Here is a 15788-nt window from a genome sequence, read left to right as displayed (position 1 = left end):
ACGGCGCGACTCGCCGCGAGAGATAGGCCTGCGGCGGGGCGATTTCCAGCACGCCACGCCGGGGACCGCGCTGCTGGACCTATTTGTCCTGCAGCAGCACGCGATACTTCTCGATCTCGGCCGGCACGAGCTGCGCCACGAAGGCCGGGGTGATCTCCTCCTGGGAGGGCACGACCGAGGAGAGATCCCTGAAGCGCCCCTGGAGGTTCTGGCTCGCCAGAGCGGTTTTCAGCGCCGCGTTGAGCTTGGCCACGATCGCATCGGGCGTCTTCTTCGGCACGAAGATCGCGTTCCAGCCCTGCGCCTGGAAGGCGGGCAGACCGGCCTCGGCCGAGGTCGGGACGGCGGGCAGGCTCGCCAGCCGGTCCGGCGTCGCCACGACGAGCGCCTTCACCTTCTCGCCCTGGACTGCACCGGAGAGCGAGGTCGCGGCATCGCAGACACCGTCGATCTGGCCGCCCATCAGGTCGTTGAGCGCAGGCCCCGCGCCGCGATAGCTGACCAGGGCGACATCGACCCCGGCAGCCTTGATGAAGGTCCGGCAGATCAGATAGTTCGACGAGCCGACGCCGGCATGGCCGAGGCTGACCTTGCCGGGATTGGCCTTCGCATAGGCGACGAACTCGGTCAGCGTCTTCGCCGGGAAATCGAGCTTCAAGGCGATCATCGGCGAGGTCTTCGCCACGAGGCCGACAGGCGCGAAATCGGCGTTGGTGTATTTCAGGTCCGGATAGATCGAATAGGAGGCGGCATTGGTGCCGCTATTGCCGATGACGATGGTGTAGCCGTCGGGCTCGGCCTTGGCGGCCCGCGAGAGCGCCGTGGCCCCGCCTGCGCCACCCATGTTCTCCATGATGATGCGCTGGCCGAGGACACGCCCCATCTCGTCGCCGACGAGCCGTGCGATCACATCCGACGAGCCACCCGCCGCGAAGGGCACGATCATGGTGATCGCCTTGGCGGGGTAGTCCTGCGCCGTGGCCGATTGGGAGCCGAGAGCGAGCAGCGCCCCCACGAGCAAACCGGCGGTCGTCTTGGTCTTCATGATCACGTCCCCTCCCAACGGCGCGTCACGGCCGTTTCGATTGATTGGCCGCGAGCGTAATCCGCGGCGCACCAGTCGCCAAGGGAGCGCACGGGCGTGGTCCCCTCCGCCGCCTACGAAAAAGGGCGACCCGAAGGCCGCCCTTTTGAAATCGACTGGACCGAGGATAGGCCTCAGGCCGCCTCGTCGTCCGCCGTGAAGACCGGGCCGGAATCCTTGCCCTTGGCCTCGACATCGCGGTCGACGAACTCGATCACGGCGAGCGGGGCGTTGTCGCCGAAGCGGAAGCCCGCCTTCATGATGCGCAGATAGCCGCCGTTGCGCTCCTTGTAGCGCGGGCCGAGGACCGCGAAGAGCTTGCCGACCAGGGCGACGTCCTTGATCTGCGCGATCGCCTGGCGGCGGGCGTGCAGGTCGCCGCGCTTGGCGAGCGTTATCAGCTTCTCGACGACCGGACGCAGGTCCTTGGCCTTCGGCAGCGTGGTGGTGATCTGCTCGTGCTTGATCAGGGCCTGGGACATGTTGGCGAACATCGCCTTGCGGTGCTCGACCGAGCGGTTGAAACGACGACCGCGGAAACCGTGACGCATGGGTGGCTCCTTCGTGATTTACGGCCGCCGTGCCACGGTACGGCCGTTCTTTATGCTCCGGCGCTCATGCACCGGGCGGGGAAACGGCGCGGGAACGAGCCCGCGCCGGTGGGATCAGTAATGCTCCTCGAAGCGCTTCGCGAGCTCTTCGATGTTCTCCGGCGGCCAGCCGGTGACGTCCATGCCGAGGTGGAGGCCCATGGTGGCGAGCACTTCCTTGATCTCGTTCAGCGACTTGCGGCCGAAGTTCGGGGTGCGCAGCATCTCGCCCTCCGACTTCTGGATGAGGTCGCCGATATAGACGATGTTGTCGTTCTTCAGGCAGTTCGCCGAACGCACCGAAAGCTCGAGCTCGTCGACCTTCTTGAGCAGCGCCGGGTTGAAGGGCAGCTGCGGCGCGGTCGAGACGGCCTCTTCCTTGCGCGGCTCCTCAAAGGTGATGAAGACGGCGAGCTGGTCCTGCAGGATGCGGGCGGCGAGCGCCAGCGCGTCCTCGGGCGTCACCGAGCCGTTGGTCTCGATGTTCAGGGTCAGCATGTCGCGGTCGAGGTTCTGTCCCTCGCGGGTGTTCTCGACGCGGTAGGAGACCTTCTTCACCGGCGAGTACAGGCTGTCGACCGGGATCAGGCCGATCGGCGCATCCTCGGGACGGTTCTGCTCGGAGGGGACGTAGCCCTTGCCGGTGTTGACCGTGAACTCCATGCGGATCTCGGAGCCCTCGTCCAGCGTGCACAGCACGAGGTCGGGGTTCAGGATCGACACGTCGCCGACGGTGTTGATGTCGCCAGCCGTGACGGTGCCCGGGCCGGTCTTGCGCAGCGTCATGCGCTTGGGGCCTTCGCCCTGCATCTTGACCGCGATCGCCTTGATGTTGAGGACGATGTCGGTGACGTCCTCACGCACGCCGGGGATCGAGGAGAATTCGTGCAGCACGCCGTCGATCTGGACGGCGGTGACGGCCGCGCCCTGCAGCGAGGAGAGCAGCACGCGACGCAGCGCGTTGCCGAGCGTCATGCCGAAACCGCGCTCCAGCGGACGCGCGATGACGGTGGCCTGACGCTTCGGATCGTCGCCGACCTTGATTTCGAGCTTGTTGGGCTTTGACAGATCCTGCCAGTTCTTGCTGATCACGACCGCACTCCTGGTGCTTGAATTCAATGGCGGCGGCGGGCCGCCCCGGACAGGCGCCCGCCGGTGCGGGCGCCTCGAAGCACGAACGTCAGACGCGACGACGCTTGCGCGGACGGCAGCCGTTATGCGGGATCGGCGTCACGTCGCGGATCGAGGTCACGGTGAAGCCGGCAGCCTGCAGCGCGCGAAGGGCGGACTCACGACCCGAACCCGGACCGGTGACCTCGACCTCAAGAGTGCGCATGCCATGCTCGGCAGCCTTGCGGGCGGCGTCTTCGGCGGCGACCTGCGCGGCGTAGGGGGTCGACTTGCGCGAACCCTTGAAGCCCATCGTGCCGGCCGACGACCACGAGATCGTGTTGCCCTGCGCGTCGGTGATGGTGATCATGGTGTTGTTGAACGAGGCGTTCACATGGGCGACGCCGGAGACGATGTTCTTGCGTTCGCGGCGGCGAACGCGCTGGGCTTCCTTGGCCATAGTCTTTTCTCTTGTCCTTCAGGCGCGCCCGTGATGCCAGGCGCTGGGGATGCCGCCCGCCCCGAGGGGTCAGGCGGCGCAAAGCAGCGGGCCGGTTACCCGGCCCGCCGAAATCACTTCTTCTTGCCGGCGATCGGCTTCGCCTTGCCCTTGCGGGTGCGGGCGTTGGTGTGGGTGCGCTGGCCGCGGACCGGCAGCGAGCGGCGATGGCGCAGGCCGCGATAGCAGCCGAGATCCATCAGGCGCTTGATGTTCATCGAGACCTCGCGACGCAGGTCGCCCTCGACGAGGTAGTCGCGGTCGATGGTCTCGCGGATCTGGAGAACCTCGGCGTCGGTCAGCTGGTTGACGCGACGCTCGGCGACGATACCGACCTTGTCGCAGATCTCCTGGGCCTTGGCCGCGCCAATGCCGTGGATGTACTGCAGGCCGATGACGACGCGCTTGTTGGTCGGAATGTTGACGCCCGCGATACGAGCCATGATCATCTCTCCATGTCGGCCGGATCACGCCCGATGGCGGGCCGGCGGTTTAAAGATGCCCCGCGCCGGTGGAGGCCGGCCCCTGCGGAGCGTTGAACCCATTCCATGCGGGAATGCGACGTCGCCCCTTCTCGCGAAGGTAACGGCATCGCTGTCATGAAACCGGAAGTCGGGTCGTTAGTCGTTCGACCGCGCCGAGTCAACCCGGCGCAGCCAAGATTCATGCCAGTTAGGAGGCGCCGGGGTCAGTGACCGACCAAAGCCTTCTCGATTGCCGCCGTGACGTCGTCGACCGGCTGCATGCCGTCGATCTCGATCACCTGGCCGCGCTTCGCGTAATAGGGCGAGACGACGGCGGTATCGCGGTTATAGGCCTCGAGACGGGTCTTGAAGACCTCCGGGTCATCGTCCTTGCGGACCGGCTGACCGGCGGCCTTCGCCTCCTCGGCGCGCTTCACGATGCGATCGACGAGCTTGCTCTGGTCGACCTTGAGCTCCAGCACGGTGTCGAGTTCCAGATGCTTGGAGGCAAGCATGGCGTCGAGCGCCTCGGCCTGCGCCAGCGTGCGCGGGAAACCGTCGAGGATGAAGCCCTTCTTGCAGTCGGCCTCGTCGATCCGGTCAGCAACGATGCCGATGACGATCTCGTCCGACACCAGCCCGCCGGAATCCATGACCGCCTTGGCCTTGACGCCGACCGGGGTCTGCGCCGCAACCGCGGCGCGCAGCATGTCGCCGGTCGAAAGCTGCGGAATACCATGCTTCGCGACGATGCGCGCAGCCTGAGTGCCCTTCCCCGCCCCCGGCGGCCCCAGGAAGATCAGTCGCATCAGCGTTTCGCTCCTCGCAGCTTCGCCTTCTTGACCAGCCCCTCATACTGATGGGCCAGCAGGTGCCCGTGGACTTGCGCCACGGTATCCATGGTCGTCGTCACCACGATGAGCAGCGACGTGCCGCCCAGAAGGATGATCGGGATCTGGGCATAGGTGATCATGAACTCGGGGATAAGGCAGACGATAGTCAAATAGCCGGCACCGAGCACGGTGATGCGGGTCAGCACGCGGTCGATATGCTCGGCCGTGCGCTCGCCCGGGCGGATGCCGGGCATGAAGCCGCCATGCTTCTTCAGGTTGTCGGCCGTCTCCGTCGGATTGAAGACGATCGCCGTGTAGAAGAAGCAGAAGAAGATGATCAGGGCCGCGTAGAGGATCATGAACAGCGGCCGGCCATGGGCGAGATAGGTCGCGACCGTCGCCAGCGGACCGGTGCCGCCAGAGGCCTGAGAGAAGCTCGCGATCGTCGTCGGCAGCAGCAGCAGCGAGGACGCGAAGATCGGCGGAATCACGCCGGCCGTGTTGAGCTTCAGCGGCAGGAACGAGGTCTGGCCCTCATACATGCGGTTGCCGACCTGGCGCTTGGGATAGTTGATCAGCAGGCGGCGCTGGGCGCGCTCCATGAACACGCAGAAGGCGATGACGCATATCGCCATCACCAGGATCAGCAGCAGCAGCCCGGTCGAGATCGCGCCCTGGCGGCCAAGCTCGAGCGTCTGGGCGAGCTGGGAGGGGAACTCCGCGATGATCCCCGCGAAGATGATCATCGAGGTGCCGTTGCCGATGCCGCGGCTGGTGATCTGCTCACCGAGCCAGAGCAGGAACATCGTGCCGCCGACCAGCGTGATCGTCGTCGAGAGCAGGAAGAACGGACCCGGCTCCAGCACGAGGTTGCCCGAGCCCTGCAGACCGACACCGATGCCATAGGCCTGGAACACGGCCAGCACGAGCGTGAGATAGCGCGTGTACTGGTTGAGGATCTTGCGGCCCTGCTCGCCTTCCTTCTTCAGCGCCTCGAAGGTCGGGATCACGCTGGAGAGCAGCTGGATGATGATCGAGGCCGAGATGTACGGCATGATCGCCAGCGCGAAGATCGCGAGCCGGCCAACGGCGCCGCCGGAGAACATGTTGAACAGGCCGAGCACGCCGGTCTGCGTCTGCTTGAACAGGTCCGCGACCGCATCGGGGTTCATCCCCGGCAGCGGGATATAGGTGCCGATCCGGTAGATGATCAGCGCACCGAGCGTGAACCAGATCCGCTTCTTCAGCTCGTCCGCCTTGGCGAACGCCCCGAAGTTGAGGTTTGAAGCAAGCTGTTCAGCCGCCGATGCCATGCGTCCGGTCCTTGGTCTTCAGATCCATGGGCGCGCTGGGCTGCGCCCGGTCAAACAGTCGAACGGCGGCCAGGGCTTCTGGCCCGGCCGCCGTTCGCGAGTCGTCATGTAAGCGTTCGGCTCACGCCTGTGAAGCGGCAGCCAGGATCTTGACGCTGCCACCCGCCTTCTCGATCGCGGCGACGGCCGACTTCGACGCGCCGGCCACCTCGAAGGCAAGCTTCGTCTTCAGCTCGCCGACGCCGAGGATCTTCACGCCGTCCTTGGCCTGGTGCGTGATCACGCCCGCGGCGACCAGCGCCTCGATGGTGACCGCGCCCTTGGCGTCCAGCTTGCCGGCTTCCACCGCCTGCTGGATCCGGCCGAGATTGACCTCGTTCAGCTCCTTGGCGAACAGGTTGGTGAAGCCGCGCTTGGGCAGGCGACGATAAAGCGGCATCTGGCCGCCTTCGAAGCCCTTCACGGCGACGCCGGCGCGGGCCTTCTGACCCTTGACGCCACGGCCACCGGTCTTTCCCTTGCCCGAGCCGATGCCCCGGCCGACGCGGATGCGCGACTTGTGCGCGCCTTCGTTGTCACGGATCTCGTTGAGTTTCATCGAACGATCTCCCTCACTTCGCATCGACGACGCGCACGAGGTGCCTGACCTTGTCGATCATGCCCCGCACGGCCGGCGTGTCGACCAGGGTCGACTGACGGCGGATCTTGTTGAGGCCGAGACCGATCAGGGTCTGGCGCTGCGACGCCTCGCGGCGGATCGGGCTACCGATCTGCTCGATGACGACGGTCTTGCTGTCGGACTTTGCCATGGTCGCCCCCTCACGCTTCAGCGGCGGCGTCGGCACCCGCATCGCGGCGACGCGTCTGCAGGGCGGAAACCTTGAGGTTGCGGCGCGCGGCGACGCCACGCGGGCTGTCCTCGTTCTTCAGCGCATCGAAGGTCGCGCGGACGAGGTTGTACGGGTTTAGAGGAGCCGAGCGACTTCGACACCACGTCCTGCATGCCGACCGCCTCGAAGACGGCGCGCATCGGGCCGCCGGCGATGATGCCGGTACCGGCCGGGGCAGCGCGCAGCACGACCTTGCCGGCGCCGTGACGGCCCTGGACGTCGTGATGAAGCGTGCGACCCTCGCGCAGCGGGATGCGGACCAGGCCGCGCTTGGCGGCTTCCGTCGCCTTGCGGATGGCTTCCGGCACTTCGCGGGCCTTGCCGTGGCCGAAGCCGACGCGGCCCTTCTGGTCGCCGACGACGACGAGCGCGGCGAAGCCGAAGCGACGCCCGCCCTTCACCACCTTGGCGACGCGGTTGATGTGGACCAGACGGTCCACGAATTCCGAATCGCGCTCTTCGCGATCGCGGTCACGAGGCTCTCTCGCCATTGTCTTTCCTCTTACTTGCGCGGCGACGGCCACGGCCGTTCCGCTCGCTCGAGCGTCCCTTGTGGGACGACGTCTCTATGAAAGCCCGATCCCGGCCCCCTGCCCGCCGCCGAGAGGCGCCGCGGCAGGATGGCCGGGAGCGACGATATCAGAAGTTCAGGCCGGCCTCGCGGGCGGCATCGGCCAGCGCCTTGACGCGGCCGTGATACATGTAGGAGCCGCGGTCGAAGACCACGTCCTTCACGCCAGCCTTGACCGCACGCTCGGCGATGAGCTTGCCGATCGTGGCCGCAGCCTCGACATTCGCGCCCGACTTCAGGTCGGTGCGGATGTCCTTGTCCAGGCTCGAGGCCGAAGCGAGGGTGACCCCCTTCGTGTCGTCGATGACCTGGGCGTAGATCTGCTTGCCGGTGCGATGCACCGACAGGCGAGCGCGGCCATTGGCGACAGCCTTGATCGCGCGGCGGACGCGGGCCTTGCGGCGCGCAGTGTTCTCTGTCTGCTTGCTCATGGCCCTTACTTCTTCTTCCCTTCCTTGCGGAAGATGAATTCGCCGGCGTACTTCACGCCCTTGCCCTTATAGGGCTCGGGGCCGCGATAGTCGCGGATCTCGGCCGCAGTCTGGCCGACGACCTGCTTGTCGATGCCGGTGATGACGATTTCGGTCGGCTTCGGCGTGACGATCGCAACCCCTTCCGGGATCGGATAGTCGATGTCGTGGCTGTAGCCGAGCGACAGCTTGAGCACCTTGCCGGTGACGGCGGCCTTGTAGCCGACGCCGTTGATCTCGAGCTTCTTCTCAAAGCCGGAGGTCGTGCCGACCACGAGGTTGGCGATGCGGGCACGCGAGGTGCCCCAGAGCGAGCGCGCACGCTTGCTCTGCGAACGCGGCTGAACCGCGATCGCGCCATCCTCCATAGCGACCGAGACGTCGTCGGGCACGGTGAAGGAGAGTTCCCCCTTCGCGCCCTTGATCTTGACGAGCTGGCCGGCGACGTTGGCGGTGACGCCAGCGGGAACCGGAACAGGCTTCTTACCGATACGAGACATTGGATTTCTCCTGAAAACGAGCGGCGCGAAAGGTCAGAAGACCTTGCAAAGCACTTCGCCGCCCACGTTCTGCTCGCGGGCAAGATGATCGGGCATCACACCCTTCGGGGTCGAGATGATGGTCACGCCCAGGCCGTCGGCCACGCGCGGCATCGTCTCCACCGAAGAATAGACGCGGCGGCCGGGCTTCGACACACGCGAGATCGACCGGATGACCGGCTGTCCCTCGTGGTACTTCAGCTCGATATCGAACTCGGTCCGGCCATTGCCGAACTCGGTCTGGGTGTAGCCGCGGATGTAGCCCTCGGACTGAAGCACGTCGAGCACGCGGGCCCGCAGCTTCGAACCGGGCGTCGAAACGCGCGACTTGCGCCGCATCTGCGCATTGCGGATGCGGGTCAGCATATCTCCAAGCGGATCAATGATCGCCATGATGCGTCCTCCTCACCAGCTCGACTTGACGAGGCCGGGAACCAGCCCCTTGTTGCCGAGCTCGCGCAGCGCAACGCGCGACATCTTCAGCTTGCGGTAGAAGGCGCGCGGGCGACCCGTCACCTCGCAGCGGTTGCGAACCCGGTTCGGAGCCGAGTTGCGCGGCAGTTCGGCCAGCTTCAGGCGAGCGAGGAAACGCTCGTCCATGGACTGGCTGTCGTCATTGGCGATCTCAAGCAACCTGGCGCGGCGGCCGGCGAACTTCTTCACCAGCTCCTTGCGGCGGTTGTTGTTCTCGACGGAGCTCTTCTTAGCCATCGATCTCTCCTGGTTTCCGCGTATGAACGCTGGCGTTCACTGCCGGAACGGGAAGTTGAAGTGCTTGAGCAGGGCGCGAGCCTCGTCGTCCGACTTCGCAGTCGTGCAGACGATCACGTCCATACCCCAGACCTGGTCGACCTTGTCGTAGTTGATCTCGGGGAACACGATGTGCTCCTTGATCCCGAGCGCGAAATTGCCGCGCCCGTCGAAGGACTTCGGGTTGAGACCCCGGAAGTCGCGCACGCGCGGCAGGGCGATGGTGACGAGCCGGTCGACGAACTCGAACATCTTGGTCTTGCGCAGCGTGACCTTGCAGCCGACCGCCATGTTCTCGCGCAGCTTGAAGCCGGCGATGGCGAGACGGGACTTGGTGATGACCGGCTTCTGGCCGGCGATCAGGGCGAGGTCGCCGGCGGCGTTGTCGACCTTCTTGCGGTCGGCAGTCGCTTCGCCCACGCCCATGTTGATGACGACCTTCTCGATGGTCGGCACTTCCATGGCGTTCTTGTAGCCGAACTCGGCGATCATCGCCGGACGAACGACGTCCTCGTAATGCTTCTTCATACGCGGCGTGAGAGCCGCCTGCTGGTTCTCAGCCATCGATCAGATCCCCCGAGCGCTTGGCGAAACGGACCTTGCGGCCATCGTCCAGGACCTTGAAGCCGACGCGGGTCGGCTTGCCATCCTTGGGATCGGCCACGGCGAGGTTCGACAGGTCGATGGTGGCTTCCTTGGAGATGATGCCGCCCTCGGACTGAGCCGATGCCTTGGTGTGCTTCTTGACGAGGTTGACGCCACGCACGACGGCGCGGGCATCCTTCGGAAGCACCTGGAGGACTTCGCCGGCCTTGCCCTTGTCACGGCCAGCCAGCACGACGACCTTGTCGCCCTTCTTGATCTTCGCAGCCATCACAGCACCTCAGGCGCAAGCGAGATGATCTTCATGTGGTTCTTGGCGCGCAGCTCGCGCGGAACCGGTCCGAAGATGCGGGTGCCGACAGGCTCCTTCTGATTGTTGATCAGAACGGCCGCGTTGCGGTCGAAGCGGATCACCGAACCGTCGGGACGCTTGACGTCCTTGGCGGTGCGAACGACGACCGCCTTCATGACGTCGCCCTTCTTCACACGACCGCGCGGAATCGCTTCCTTGATCGAGACGACGATGATGTCGCCGATGCGGGCATAGCGCCGCTTCGACCCGCCGAGAACCTTGATGCACATCACGCGACGGGCGCCGGAATTATCCGCGACCTCGAGATTGGTCTGCACCTGGATCATGGCCTTGATCCTTCCAGTGTGTATCAGCGCGGTTTCCCGGGCGCACCAGCGCCCCCGGGACTACGACTGACGGGGGTCGATCGCCCCCTGGCCTCAAAACAAAGCATGATCCGCAAAAGTGGAGCCCACCTTTGCGGCGAAACATGCCCGACTACCTACTCCGCCGCCCCCGCTCCCCGGCGAACCGGGCAGCGACAGCCGCGTTGACCTACGCCTTGGGGGCGTTGTCGAGCACAACCCAGCTTTTCAGCTTGGAAATCGGCTTGGACTCCTCGATCCAGACCTGATCACCGACCTTGGCCACCTCCGCCTCATCATGGGCGTGATAGTTCTTGGTACGGCGAACCGTCTTCTTGAGGAGAGGGTGCGTATAGCGCCGCTCGACCTTGACCACAACAGTTTTGTTCTGCTTGTCGCTGACGACGACGCCCTGCAGCACGCGCTTCGGCATTGTCTGACTCCTCAGGCGCTCGCGGCCGCGGTCTTCGACCGCTGCAGCGTCTTGATGCGGGCGATGTCCTTGCGGACCTCGGTCACCCGGGCGGTGTTCTCGAGCTGGCCGGTGGCCTTCTGGAAGCGCAGGTTGAACTGCTCCTTCTTGAGCTTCAGGAGCTCGTCCTGGAGCAGGTCCACGCTCATGGCCTTCAGGTCGGACAGGCGTTGCGAAGCTTTCATCTCGTCCTCCCTTCTTACTCGGCGATGCGCTGGATGAAGCGCGTCTTGATCGGCAGCTTGGCGGCGCCGAGGCGCATGGCCTCGCGGGCCGTCTCTTCCGGCACGCCGTCGATCTCGAACATGATCCGGCCCGGCTTGACCTTGGCTGCCCAGAATTCAGGCGCGCCCTTGCCCTTGCCCATGCGGACTTCGGTCGGCTTCTTCGACACCGGAACGTCCGGGAAGATGCGGATCCAGACACGGCCGGCGCGCTTCATGGCGCGGGTGATCGCGCGGCGGGCCGCCTCGATCTGCCGAGCGGTCACCCGCTCCGGCTCCTGCGCCTTGAGGCCGAACTGGCCGAAGTTCAAATCCGTGCCGCCCTTGGCGACGCCGGAAATGCGCCCCTTGAACTGCTTGCGGAACTTGGTCTTCTTAGGTTGCAACATGGCTCTTCTCGATCAGCCTTATGCATGCTCGCGACGATGGCCACCGCCGGAACGGCCGCCCTCGTCTGCCATGCGCTTGTCCTGGGCCATCGGGTCGTGTTCGAGGATCTCGCCCTTGAAGATCCAGACCTTGATGCCGCACGTGCCGTAGGTGGTGAAGGCGGTGCCGACACCGTAATCCACATCGGCGCGCAGCGTGTGCAGCGGCACCCGCCCCTCGCGATACCACTCGAGGCGCGCGATCTCAGCGCCGCCGAGGCGGCCCGAGCAGTTGATGCGGATGCCCTCGGCGCCCAGGCGCATGGCCGACTGCACGGCGCGCTTCATGGCGCGACGGAAGGCGACGCGGCGCTCGAGCTGCTGCGCGATCGAATCGGCGACCAGCGTGGCGTCGATCTCGGGCTTGCGCACCTCGACGATGTTGATCGTCACATCGGCCTTGGTGAGCTTCATCACCGACTTGCGCAGCTTCTCGATGTCGGCGCCCTTCTTGCCGATCACCACGCCCGGACGAGCCGAGTGGATGGTGACGCGGCACTTCTTGTGCGGGCGCTCGATGATGATCTTGGAGACCGCGGCCTGCTTCAGCAGCTTCATGAGGGCGGCGCGGATGGCCATGTCCTCGTGCAGCAGCTTGCCGTACTCGCCCTTCTGCGCGAACCAGCGGGAATCCCAGGTCCGGTTGATGCCGAGGCGAAGCCCGATCGGATTGATTTTCTGACCCATCGTTCTCTCCTCAGGCCTTCGCAGCCTGGACTTCGCGCACCACGATCGTGATGTTGGCGAACGGCTTCAGGATGCGGGCGCCACGACCGCGGGCGCGGGCATGGAAGCGCTTCATCACGAGCGCCTTGCCGACGAAGGCCTGGGCCACGACGAGGTCGTCGACGTCGAGATCATGATTGTTCTCGGCGTTGGCGATCGCGCTCTGCAGGCACTTGCGCACGTCCAGCGAGATCCGCTTGCGCGAGAACTCGAGGTCGGCGAGCGCCGTCGAGACCTTCTTGCCCCGGATCAGCTGGGCGACGAGGTTGAGCTTCTGCGGCGAGACGCGAAGGTTGCGGGCGACCGCGACGGCTTCGTTCTCGGGCAGCGCACGGGGGGCGGATGCTTTACCCATGGCTTACTTCCTCTTCGCCTTCTTGTCGGCGGCATGGCCGTGGAAGGTGCGCGTCGGCGAGAACTCGCCGAACTTGTGGCCCACCATTTCCTCGGACACGTTCACCGGCACATGCTTGTGGCCGTTGTAGACGCCGAACGTCAGACCGACGAACTGCGGAAGGATCGTGGAGCGACGGCTCCAGATCTTGATGACCTCGGACCGGGCCGCCGAACGGGCGACCTCGGCCTTTTTCAGAAGGTATCCGTCGACAAACGGACCTTTCCAAAGCGAACGCGCCATGACGGACCTCAGTTCTTCTTCTTGCGGGCGTGACGGCTCGACACGATGAACGTATCGGTCCGCTTATTCGAGCGGGTCTTCTTGCCCTTGGTCGGCAGACCCCAGGGCGTGACCGGATGACGGCCACCCGAGGTGCGGCCTTCGCCGCCGCCATGGGGATGGTCGACCGGGTTCATCGAGACACCGCGGTTATGCGGGCGACGGCCGAGCCAGCGCGAGCGACCCGCCTTGCCGTCGTTCCGGTTCATGTGGTCGGGGTTCGAGACCGCGCCCACGGTGGCATAGCACAGGCCGCTGATCAGGCGCTGCTCGCCCGAGTTCAGGCGGACGATGACGTAGCCCTGGTCGCGACCGACGATCTGGGCGTAGTTGCCGGCCGAACGGGCCAGCTGACCACCCTTGCCGATCTTCAGCTCGACATTGTGGACGATCGTGCCGATCGGCAGCGAACCCATCGGGGCCGCATTGCCGGGCTTCACGTCCACCGACGGGCCGGAGACGACGCTGTCGCCGACGGCCAGGCGCTGCGGGGCCAGGATATAGGCCTGCTCGCCATCGCTGTACTTGATCAGCGCGATGAAGGCGCTGCGGTTGGGATCATACTCCAGGCGCTCGACGACGGCAGGAATGCCGTCCTTGCCGCGACGCTTGAAGTCGATCAAGCGGAGCGTCCGCTTGTGTCCACCGCCGCGGAAGCGGACGGTGATGCGGCCGAGATTGTTGCGGCCGCCGGAGGACGACTTGCCCTCCGTCAGCACCTTCAGCGGCTTGCCCTTGTAGAGCTCGCTGCGGTCGACGATCACGAGCTGGCGAAGGCTCGGCGTGACCGGCTTGAAATTCTTCAAAGCCATGGTGTGCGATCCTTCCTTACAGGCCCGTGGTCACGTCGATGGAGTGACCTTCCTCGAGGGTCACGACCGCCTTCTTGACGTCCGCGCGCTGGCCGAGCCGGCCGCGGAAGACCTTCATCTTGCCCTCGGTGACGAGCGTGTTGACGCTCTTCACCTTGACGTCGAACAGCTTCTCGATCGCCGCCTTGATCTGCGGCTTCGTGGCGGTCTTGGCGACCTTGAACACGACCTTGTTGTGCTCGGAGAGCATGGTCGCCTTCTCGGTGATCACCGGCCCACGGATCACGTCGTAGTGGCGCGGGTCCAGGTTCTTGGCGGACTGGCTCATGAGAAGCGCGCCTCCAGCGCATCGACAGCCGCGCGCGTCAGGACCAGCTTGTCGCGACGCAGGATGTCATAAACGTTGATGCCCTGGATCGGCAGGACGTCGACATTCGGGATCGAACGCGCGGCCAGGCCGAAATTCGTATCGATCTCGGCGCCGCCGATCACCAGCGCGCTGGAGAGCTCGAGCTTGCCGAAATGGCCCAGCAGCACCTTGGTCTTCGGCTCGGCCAGCTTGGCGTCGTCGAGGATGATGATGCCGCCGTCCTTGGCCTTCGCCGAGAGCGCATGACGCAGGGCGAGCGCACGGACCTTCTTGGGCAAATCATGGGCATGGTCGCGCACGATCGGACCGAAGGCCTTGCCGCCGCCGCGGAACTGCGGAGCCGAAGCCGCACCGTGACGGGCGCCACCGGTGCCCTTCTGCTTGTAGATCTTCTTGCGGGTGCGGTCGACTTCCGACCGGCCCTTCGACTTGTGCGTGCCGGCGCGGCGCTTGGCGAGCTGGTAGCGCACCATGCGCGCCAGGATGTCGGCGCGCGGCTCGAGGCCGAAGATCGCATCCGAGAGCTCGACCGAACCGGCCGAGCCACCTTCGAGGGTGGTGATATCGAGCTTCATCACGCGTTCTCCTCAACCGTCTCGGCTGCGGGAGCCGGCGCATCGCCGCCATTCAGCTTGAACTTGCCCGGGAGCGGAGCATCCTTGGGCAGAGCGCGCTTGATCGCGTCCCGCACATGAATCCAGCCGCCGGCATGGCCGGGAACGGCGCCCTCGACCAGGATCAGGCCACGCTCGACGTCCGTCTGGACGACGCGCAGGTTCTGCGTGGTCACGCGCTCAGCGCCGAGATGGCCGGGCATCTTCTTGTTCTTGAAGGTCTTGCCGGGGTCCTGACGACCGCCGGTCGAACCGATCGAGCGGTGCGAGACCGAGACGCCGTGGGTGGCGCGCAGACCACCGAAGTTCCAGCGCTTCATGCCGCCGGCAAAACCCTTGCCGAGCGTCGTGCCGCTGACATCGACGAACTGGCCGACGACGAAGTGGTCAGCCGTCAGCTCGGCGCCGACCGGGATGAGCGCATCGTCGCTGACGCGGAATTCGACGACCTTGCGCTTGGGCTCGACCTTGGCGACGGCGAAATGGCCGCGCTCCGCCTTCGAGACATTCTTGACCTTGGCCGTGCCCGTGCCGAGCTGGACGGCGACGTAGCCGTTCTTCTCGATCGTGCGGTGAGCGACGACCTGGCAGTTATCGAGCTTCAGCACGGTGACCGGGATATGTTCGCCGGCATCGGTGAAGATGCGGGTCATCCCGACTTTCTGTGCAATCACACCGGAACGCATCGGTGCATACCTTCCATTGGGGTCATACTCATCCAACCAAGATGTTGGAGGCAGAGGACCCGGCTAAAATCGGATCAGAGCTTGATTTCGACGTCGACGCCGGCGGCGAGATCGAGCTTCATGAGGGCGTCGACCGTCTGCGGGGTCGGGTCGACGATGTCGAGAACCCGCTTGTGGGTCCGCATTTCAAACTGCTCGCGCGACTTCTTGTCGATGTGCGGCGAGCGGTTGACCGTGAACTTCTCGATGAGCGTGGGCAGCGGGATGGGCCCGCGGACCTGGGCGCCCGTCCTCTTCGCGGTCGACACGATCTCGCGCGTCGAAGCGTCGAGAATGCGGTGATCGAACGCCTTGAGGCGGATCCGGATATTCTGACCGTTCATGGTCTTATCTTCCTCGTGACGTGA

27 protein-coding genes and 1 pseudogene are annotated in these 15788 nt (G+C 65.4%); all 28 read right to left on the bottom strand.

Going from position 1 to position 15788, the window contains the following annotated elements; all coding sequences use genetic code 11:
• Positions 1–79: 79 nt before the first annotated feature.
• The 28 genes and pseudogenes from ABIE41_RS14680 to rpsJ all read right to left on the bottom strand — a co-directional run bounded on the left by ABIE41_RS14680 (position 80) and on the right by rpsJ (position 15764).
• Positions 80–1045, bottom strand: coding sequence for a tripartite tricarboxylate transporter substrate-binding protein (locus tag ABIE41_RS14680; protein ID WP_192641102.1), 966 nt, complete (start codon positions 1043–1045; stop codon positions 80–82).
• 173 nt (positions 1046–1218) lie between these two features.
• Positions 1219–1635 (bottom strand): 50S ribosomal protein L17, encoded by a 417-nt coding sequence (gene rplQ, locus ABIE41_RS14675; RefSeq protein WP_069055524.1) that lies wholly within the window; start codon positions 1633–1635, stop codon positions 1219–1221.
• Positions 1636–1749: 114 nt separating this feature from the next.
• Positions 1750–2766: a DNA-directed RNA polymerase subunit alpha gene (locus ABIE41_RS14670; RefSeq protein WP_192641101.1), complete on the bottom strand. Its 1017-nt coding sequence runs from the start codon at positions 2764–2766 to the stop codon at positions 1750–1752.
• A gap of 88 nt (positions 2767–2854) precedes the next feature.
• Positions 2855–3244 (bottom strand): 30S ribosomal protein S11, encoded by a 390-nt coding sequence (gene rpsK / locus ABIE41_RS14665; protein WP_043237079.1) that lies wholly within the window; start codon positions 3242–3244, stop codon positions 2855–2857.
• A 113-nt stretch (positions 3245–3357) separates the two neighbouring features.
• The gene (rpsM, locus tag ABIE41_RS14660) at positions 3358–3726 is read right to left on the bottom strand and encodes a 30S ribosomal protein S13 (protein WP_066722374.1); all 369 of its coding nucleotides are present in this window, start codon (positions 3724–3726) and stop codon (positions 3358–3360) included.
• Between the two features lie 245 nt (positions 3727–3971).
• Positions 3972–4556 carry an adenylate kinase gene (locus ABIE41_RS14655; protein ID WP_192641100.1) on the bottom strand — a complete coding sequence of 195 codons (585 nt, stop codon included), beginning with the start codon at positions 4554–4556 and terminating at the stop codon, positions 3972–3974.
• Complete coding sequence (gene secY, locus ABIE41_RS14650) at positions 4556–5893, bottom strand: preprotein translocase subunit SecY (protein WP_192641099.1); 1338 nt, start codon at positions 5891–5893, stop codon at positions 4556–4558. The genes ABIE41_RS14655 and secY overlap by 1 nt, the downstream gene beginning before the upstream one ends.
• A 121-nt stretch (positions 5894–6014) precedes the next feature.
• The gene (rplO, locus tag ABIE41_RS14645) at positions 6015–6491 is read right to left on the bottom strand and encodes a 50S ribosomal protein L15 (RefSeq protein ID WP_192641098.1); all 477 of its coding nucleotides are present in this window, start codon (positions 6489–6491) and stop codon (positions 6015–6017) included.
• A gap of 13 nt (positions 6492–6504) precedes the next feature.
• Positions 6505–6702 (bottom strand): 50S ribosomal protein L30, encoded by a 198-nt coding sequence (rpmD, locus tag ABIE41_RS14640; RefSeq protein WP_192641097.1) that lies wholly within the window; start codon positions 6700–6702, stop codon positions 6505–6507.
• A gap of 10 nt (positions 6703–6712) precedes the next feature.
• A pseudogene (gene rpsE / locus ABIE41_RS14635) lies at positions 6713–7274 on the bottom strand (30S ribosomal protein S5).
• 148 nt (positions 7275–7422) lie between these two features.
• Positions 7423–7785 (bottom strand): 50S ribosomal protein L18, encoded by a 363-nt coding sequence (rplR, locus tag ABIE41_RS14630; RefSeq protein WP_192641096.1) that lies wholly within the window; start codon positions 7783–7785, stop codon positions 7423–7425.
• Between the two features lie 5 nt (positions 7786–7790).
• On the bottom strand, positions 7791–8324 hold the full coding sequence (gene rplF, locus ABIE41_RS14625; protein WP_192641095.1) for a 50S ribosomal protein L6: 534 nt from the start codon (positions 8322–8324) through the stop codon (positions 7791–7793).
• A 33-nt stretch (positions 8325–8357) separates the two neighbouring features.
• The gene (gene rpsH, locus ABIE41_RS14620; RefSeq protein WP_056714496.1) at positions 8358–8756 is read right to left on the bottom strand and encodes a 30S ribosomal protein S8; all 399 of its coding nucleotides are present in this window, start codon (positions 8754–8756) and stop codon (positions 8358–8360) included.
• A gap of 12 nt (positions 8757–8768) precedes the next feature.
• A complete protein-coding gene (gene rpsN, locus ABIE41_RS14615) occupies positions 8769–9074 on the bottom strand; it encodes a 30S ribosomal protein S14 (protein WP_192641094.1) in 306 nt (101 codons plus the stop codon).
• A gap of 36 nt (positions 9075–9110) precedes the next feature.
• Positions 9111–9677: a 50S ribosomal protein L5 gene (rplE, locus tag ABIE41_RS14610; protein WP_056799015.1), complete on the bottom strand. Its 567-nt coding sequence runs from the start codon at positions 9675–9677 to the stop codon at positions 9111–9113.
• Positions 9670–9987, bottom strand: coding sequence for a 50S ribosomal protein L24 (gene rplX / locus ABIE41_RS14605; RefSeq protein ID WP_043237098.1), 318 nt, complete (start codon positions 9985–9987; stop codon positions 9670–9672). Before rplX ends, rplE begins: the two co-directional genes overlap by 8 nt.
• Positions 9987–10355 (bottom strand): 50S ribosomal protein L14, encoded by a 369-nt coding sequence (rplN, locus tag ABIE41_RS14600; protein WP_066480057.1) that lies wholly within the window; start codon positions 10353–10355, stop codon positions 9987–9989. The genes rplX and rplN overlap by 1 nt, the downstream gene beginning before the upstream one ends.
• Before the next feature lie 208 nt (positions 10356–10563).
• Positions 10564–10806, bottom strand: coding sequence for a 30S ribosomal protein S17 (gene rpsQ, locus ABIE41_RS14595; protein WP_066722393.1), 243 nt, complete (start codon positions 10804–10806; stop codon positions 10564–10566).
• 11 nt (positions 10807–10817) lie between these two features.
• Positions 10818–11030, bottom strand: a complete 213-nt coding sequence (gene rpmC, locus ABIE41_RS14590; protein ID WP_066722395.1) for a 50S ribosomal protein L29 — start codon at positions 11028–11030, stop codon at positions 10818–10820.
• A 14-nt stretch (positions 11031–11044) separates the two neighbouring features.
• Complete coding sequence (rplP, locus tag ABIE41_RS14585) at positions 11045–11458, bottom strand: 50S ribosomal protein L16 (RefSeq protein ID WP_069055533.1); 414 nt, start codon at positions 11456–11458, stop codon at positions 11045–11047.
• An 18-nt stretch (positions 11459–11476) separates the two neighbouring features.
• Positions 11477–12184: a 30S ribosomal protein S3 gene (rpsC, locus tag ABIE41_RS14580; protein WP_067987309.1), complete on the bottom strand. Its 708-nt coding sequence runs from the start codon at positions 12182–12184 to the stop codon at positions 11477–11479.
• 10 nt (positions 12185–12194) lie between these two features.
• Positions 12195–12578, bottom strand: coding sequence for a 50S ribosomal protein L22 (gene rplV / locus ABIE41_RS14575; protein ID WP_056798997.1), 384 nt, complete (start codon positions 12576–12578; stop codon positions 12195–12197).
• Positions 12579–12581: 3 nt separating this feature from the next.
• Positions 12582–12860 carry a 30S ribosomal protein S19 gene (rpsS, locus tag ABIE41_RS14570; RefSeq protein ID WP_054144265.1) on the bottom strand — a complete coding sequence of 93 codons (279 nt, stop codon included), beginning with the start codon at positions 12858–12860 and terminating at the stop codon, positions 12582–12584.
• 8 nt (positions 12861–12868) lie between these two features.
• Complete coding sequence (gene rplB / locus ABIE41_RS14565) at positions 12869–13711, bottom strand: 50S ribosomal protein L2 (protein WP_192641093.1); 843 nt, start codon at positions 13709–13711, stop codon at positions 12869–12871.
• Positions 13712–13727: 16 nt separating this feature from the next.
• Positions 13728–14039 (bottom strand): 50S ribosomal protein L23, encoded by a 312-nt coding sequence (locus tag ABIE41_RS14560; protein ID WP_066722409.1) that lies wholly within the window; start codon positions 14037–14039, stop codon positions 13728–13730.
• A complete protein-coding gene (rplD, locus tag ABIE41_RS14555; protein WP_069055536.1) occupies positions 14036–14656 on the bottom strand; it encodes a 50S ribosomal protein L4 in 621 nt (206 codons plus the stop codon). Before rplD ends, ABIE41_RS14560 begins: the two co-directional genes overlap by 4 nt.
• Complete coding sequence (gene rplC, locus ABIE41_RS14550; protein ID WP_069055537.1) at positions 14656–15381, bottom strand: 50S ribosomal protein L3; 726 nt, start codon at positions 15379–15381, stop codon at positions 14656–14658. The genes rplD and rplC overlap by 1 nt, the downstream gene beginning before the upstream one ends.
• Before the next feature lie 74 nt (positions 15382–15455).
• Positions 15456–15764, bottom strand: a complete 309-nt coding sequence (gene rpsJ, locus ABIE41_RS14545; protein WP_043237115.1) for a 30S ribosomal protein S10 — start codon at positions 15762–15764, stop codon at positions 15456–15458.
• Between the last annotated feature and the right edge of the window lie 24 nt (positions 15765–15788).

The organism is Bosea sp. OAE506, from assembly GCF_040546595.1.
Lineage (GTDB): Bacteria > Pseudomonadota > Alphaproteobacteria > Rhizobiales > Beijerinckiaceae > Allobosea.
The sequence above is the reverse complement of the archived record's forward strand: the minus strand, read 5'-3'. Positions and strand labels throughout refer to the sequence as shown.

Excerpts from the sequence above, each read along its gene's own strand:
- ABIE41_RS14680 (WP_192641102.1), bottom strand. The coding sequence starts at position 1,045 with ATGAAGACCAAGACGACCGCCGGTTTGCTCGTGGGGGCGCTGCTCGCT.
- rplQ (WP_069055524.1), bottom strand. The coding sequence starts at position 1,635 with ATGCGTCACGGTTTCCGCGGTCGTCGTTTCAACCGCTCGGTCGAGCAC.
- rpsK (WP_043237079.1), bottom strand. The coding sequence starts at position 3,244 with ATGGCCAAGGAAGCCCAGCGCGTTCGCCGCCGCGAACGCAAGAACATC.
- rpsM (WP_066722374.1), bottom strand. The coding sequence starts at position 3,726 with ATGGCTCGTATCGCGGGCGTCAACATTCCGACCAACAAGCGCGTCGTC.
- ABIE41_RS14655 (WP_192641100.1), bottom strand. The coding sequence starts at position 4,556 with ATGCGACTGATCTTCCTGGGGCCGCCGGGGGCGGGGAAGGGCACTCAG.
- secY (WP_192641099.1), bottom strand. The coding sequence starts at position 5,893 with ATGGCATCGGCGGCTGAACAGCTTGCTTCAAACCTCAACTTCGGGGCG.
- rplO (WP_192641098.1), bottom strand. The coding sequence starts at position 6,491 with ATGAAACTCAACGAGATCCGTGACAACGAAGGCGCGCACAAGTCGCGC.
- rpmD (WP_192641097.1), bottom strand. The coding sequence starts at position 6,702 with ATGGCAAAGTCCGACAGCAAGACCGTCGTCATCGAGCAGATCGGTAGC.
- rplR (WP_192641096.1), bottom strand. The coding sequence starts at position 7,785 with ATGAGCAAGCAGACAGAGAACACTGCGCGCCGCAAGGCCCGCGTCCGC.
- rplF (WP_192641095.1), bottom strand. The coding sequence starts at position 8,324 with ATGTCTCGTATCGGTAAGAAGCCTGTTCCGGTTCCCGCTGGCGTCACC.
- rpsH (WP_056714496.1), bottom strand. The coding sequence starts at position 8,756 with ATGGCGATCATTGATCCGCTTGGAGATATGCTGACCCGCATCCGCAAT.
- rpsN (WP_192641094.1), bottom strand. The coding sequence starts at position 9,074 with ATGGCTAAGAAGAGCTCCGTCGAGAACAACAACCGCCGCAAGGAGCTG.
- rplE (WP_056799015.1), bottom strand. The coding sequence starts at position 9,677 with ATGGCTGAGAACCAGCAGGCGGCTCTCACGCCGCGTATGAAGAAGCAT.
- rplX (WP_043237098.1), bottom strand. The coding sequence starts at position 9,987 with ATGGCTGCGAAGATCAAGAAGGGCGACAAGGTCGTCGTGCTGGCTGGC.
- rplN (WP_066480057.1), bottom strand. The coding sequence starts at position 10,355 with ATGATCCAGGTGCAGACCAATCTCGAGGTCGCGGATAATTCCGGCGCC.
- rpsQ (WP_066722393.1), bottom strand. The coding sequence starts at position 10,806 with ATGCCGAAGCGCGTGCTGCAGGGCGTCGTCGTCAGCGACAAGCAGAAC.
- rpmC (WP_066722395.1), bottom strand. The coding sequence starts at position 11,030 with ATGAAAGCTTCGCAACGCCTGTCCGACCTGAAGGCCATGAGCGTGGAC.
- rplP (WP_069055533.1), bottom strand. The coding sequence starts at position 11,458 with ATGTTGCAACCTAAGAAGACCAAGTTCCGCAAGCAGTTCAAGGGGCGC.
- rpsC (WP_067987309.1), bottom strand. The coding sequence starts at position 12,184 with ATGGGTCAGAAAATCAATCCGATCGGGCTTCGCCTCGGCATCAACCGG.
- rplV (WP_056798997.1), bottom strand. The coding sequence starts at position 12,578 with ATGGGTAAAGCATCCGCCCCCCGTGCGCTGCCCGAGAACGAAGCCGTC.
- rpsS (WP_054144265.1), bottom strand. The coding sequence starts at position 12,860 with ATGGCGCGTTCGCTTTGGAAAGGTCCGTTTGTCGACGGATACCTTCTG.
- rplB (WP_192641093.1), bottom strand. The coding sequence starts at position 13,711 with ATGGCTTTGAAGAATTTCAAGCCGGTCACGCCGAGCCTTCGCCAGCTC.
- ABIE41_RS14560 (WP_066722409.1), bottom strand. The coding sequence starts at position 14,039 with ATGAGCCAGTCCGCCAAGAACCTGGACCCGCGCCACTACGACGTGATC.
- rplD (WP_069055536.1), bottom strand. The coding sequence starts at position 14,656 with ATGAAGCTCGATATCACCACCCTCGAAGGTGGCTCGGCCGGTTCGGTC.
- rplC (WP_069055537.1), bottom strand. The coding sequence starts at position 15,381 with ATGCGTTCCGGTGTGATTGCACAGAAAGTCGGGATGACCCGCATCTTC.
- rpsJ (WP_043237115.1), bottom strand. The coding sequence starts at position 15,764 with ATGAACGGTCAGAATATCCGGATCCGCCTCAAGGCGTTCGATCACCGC.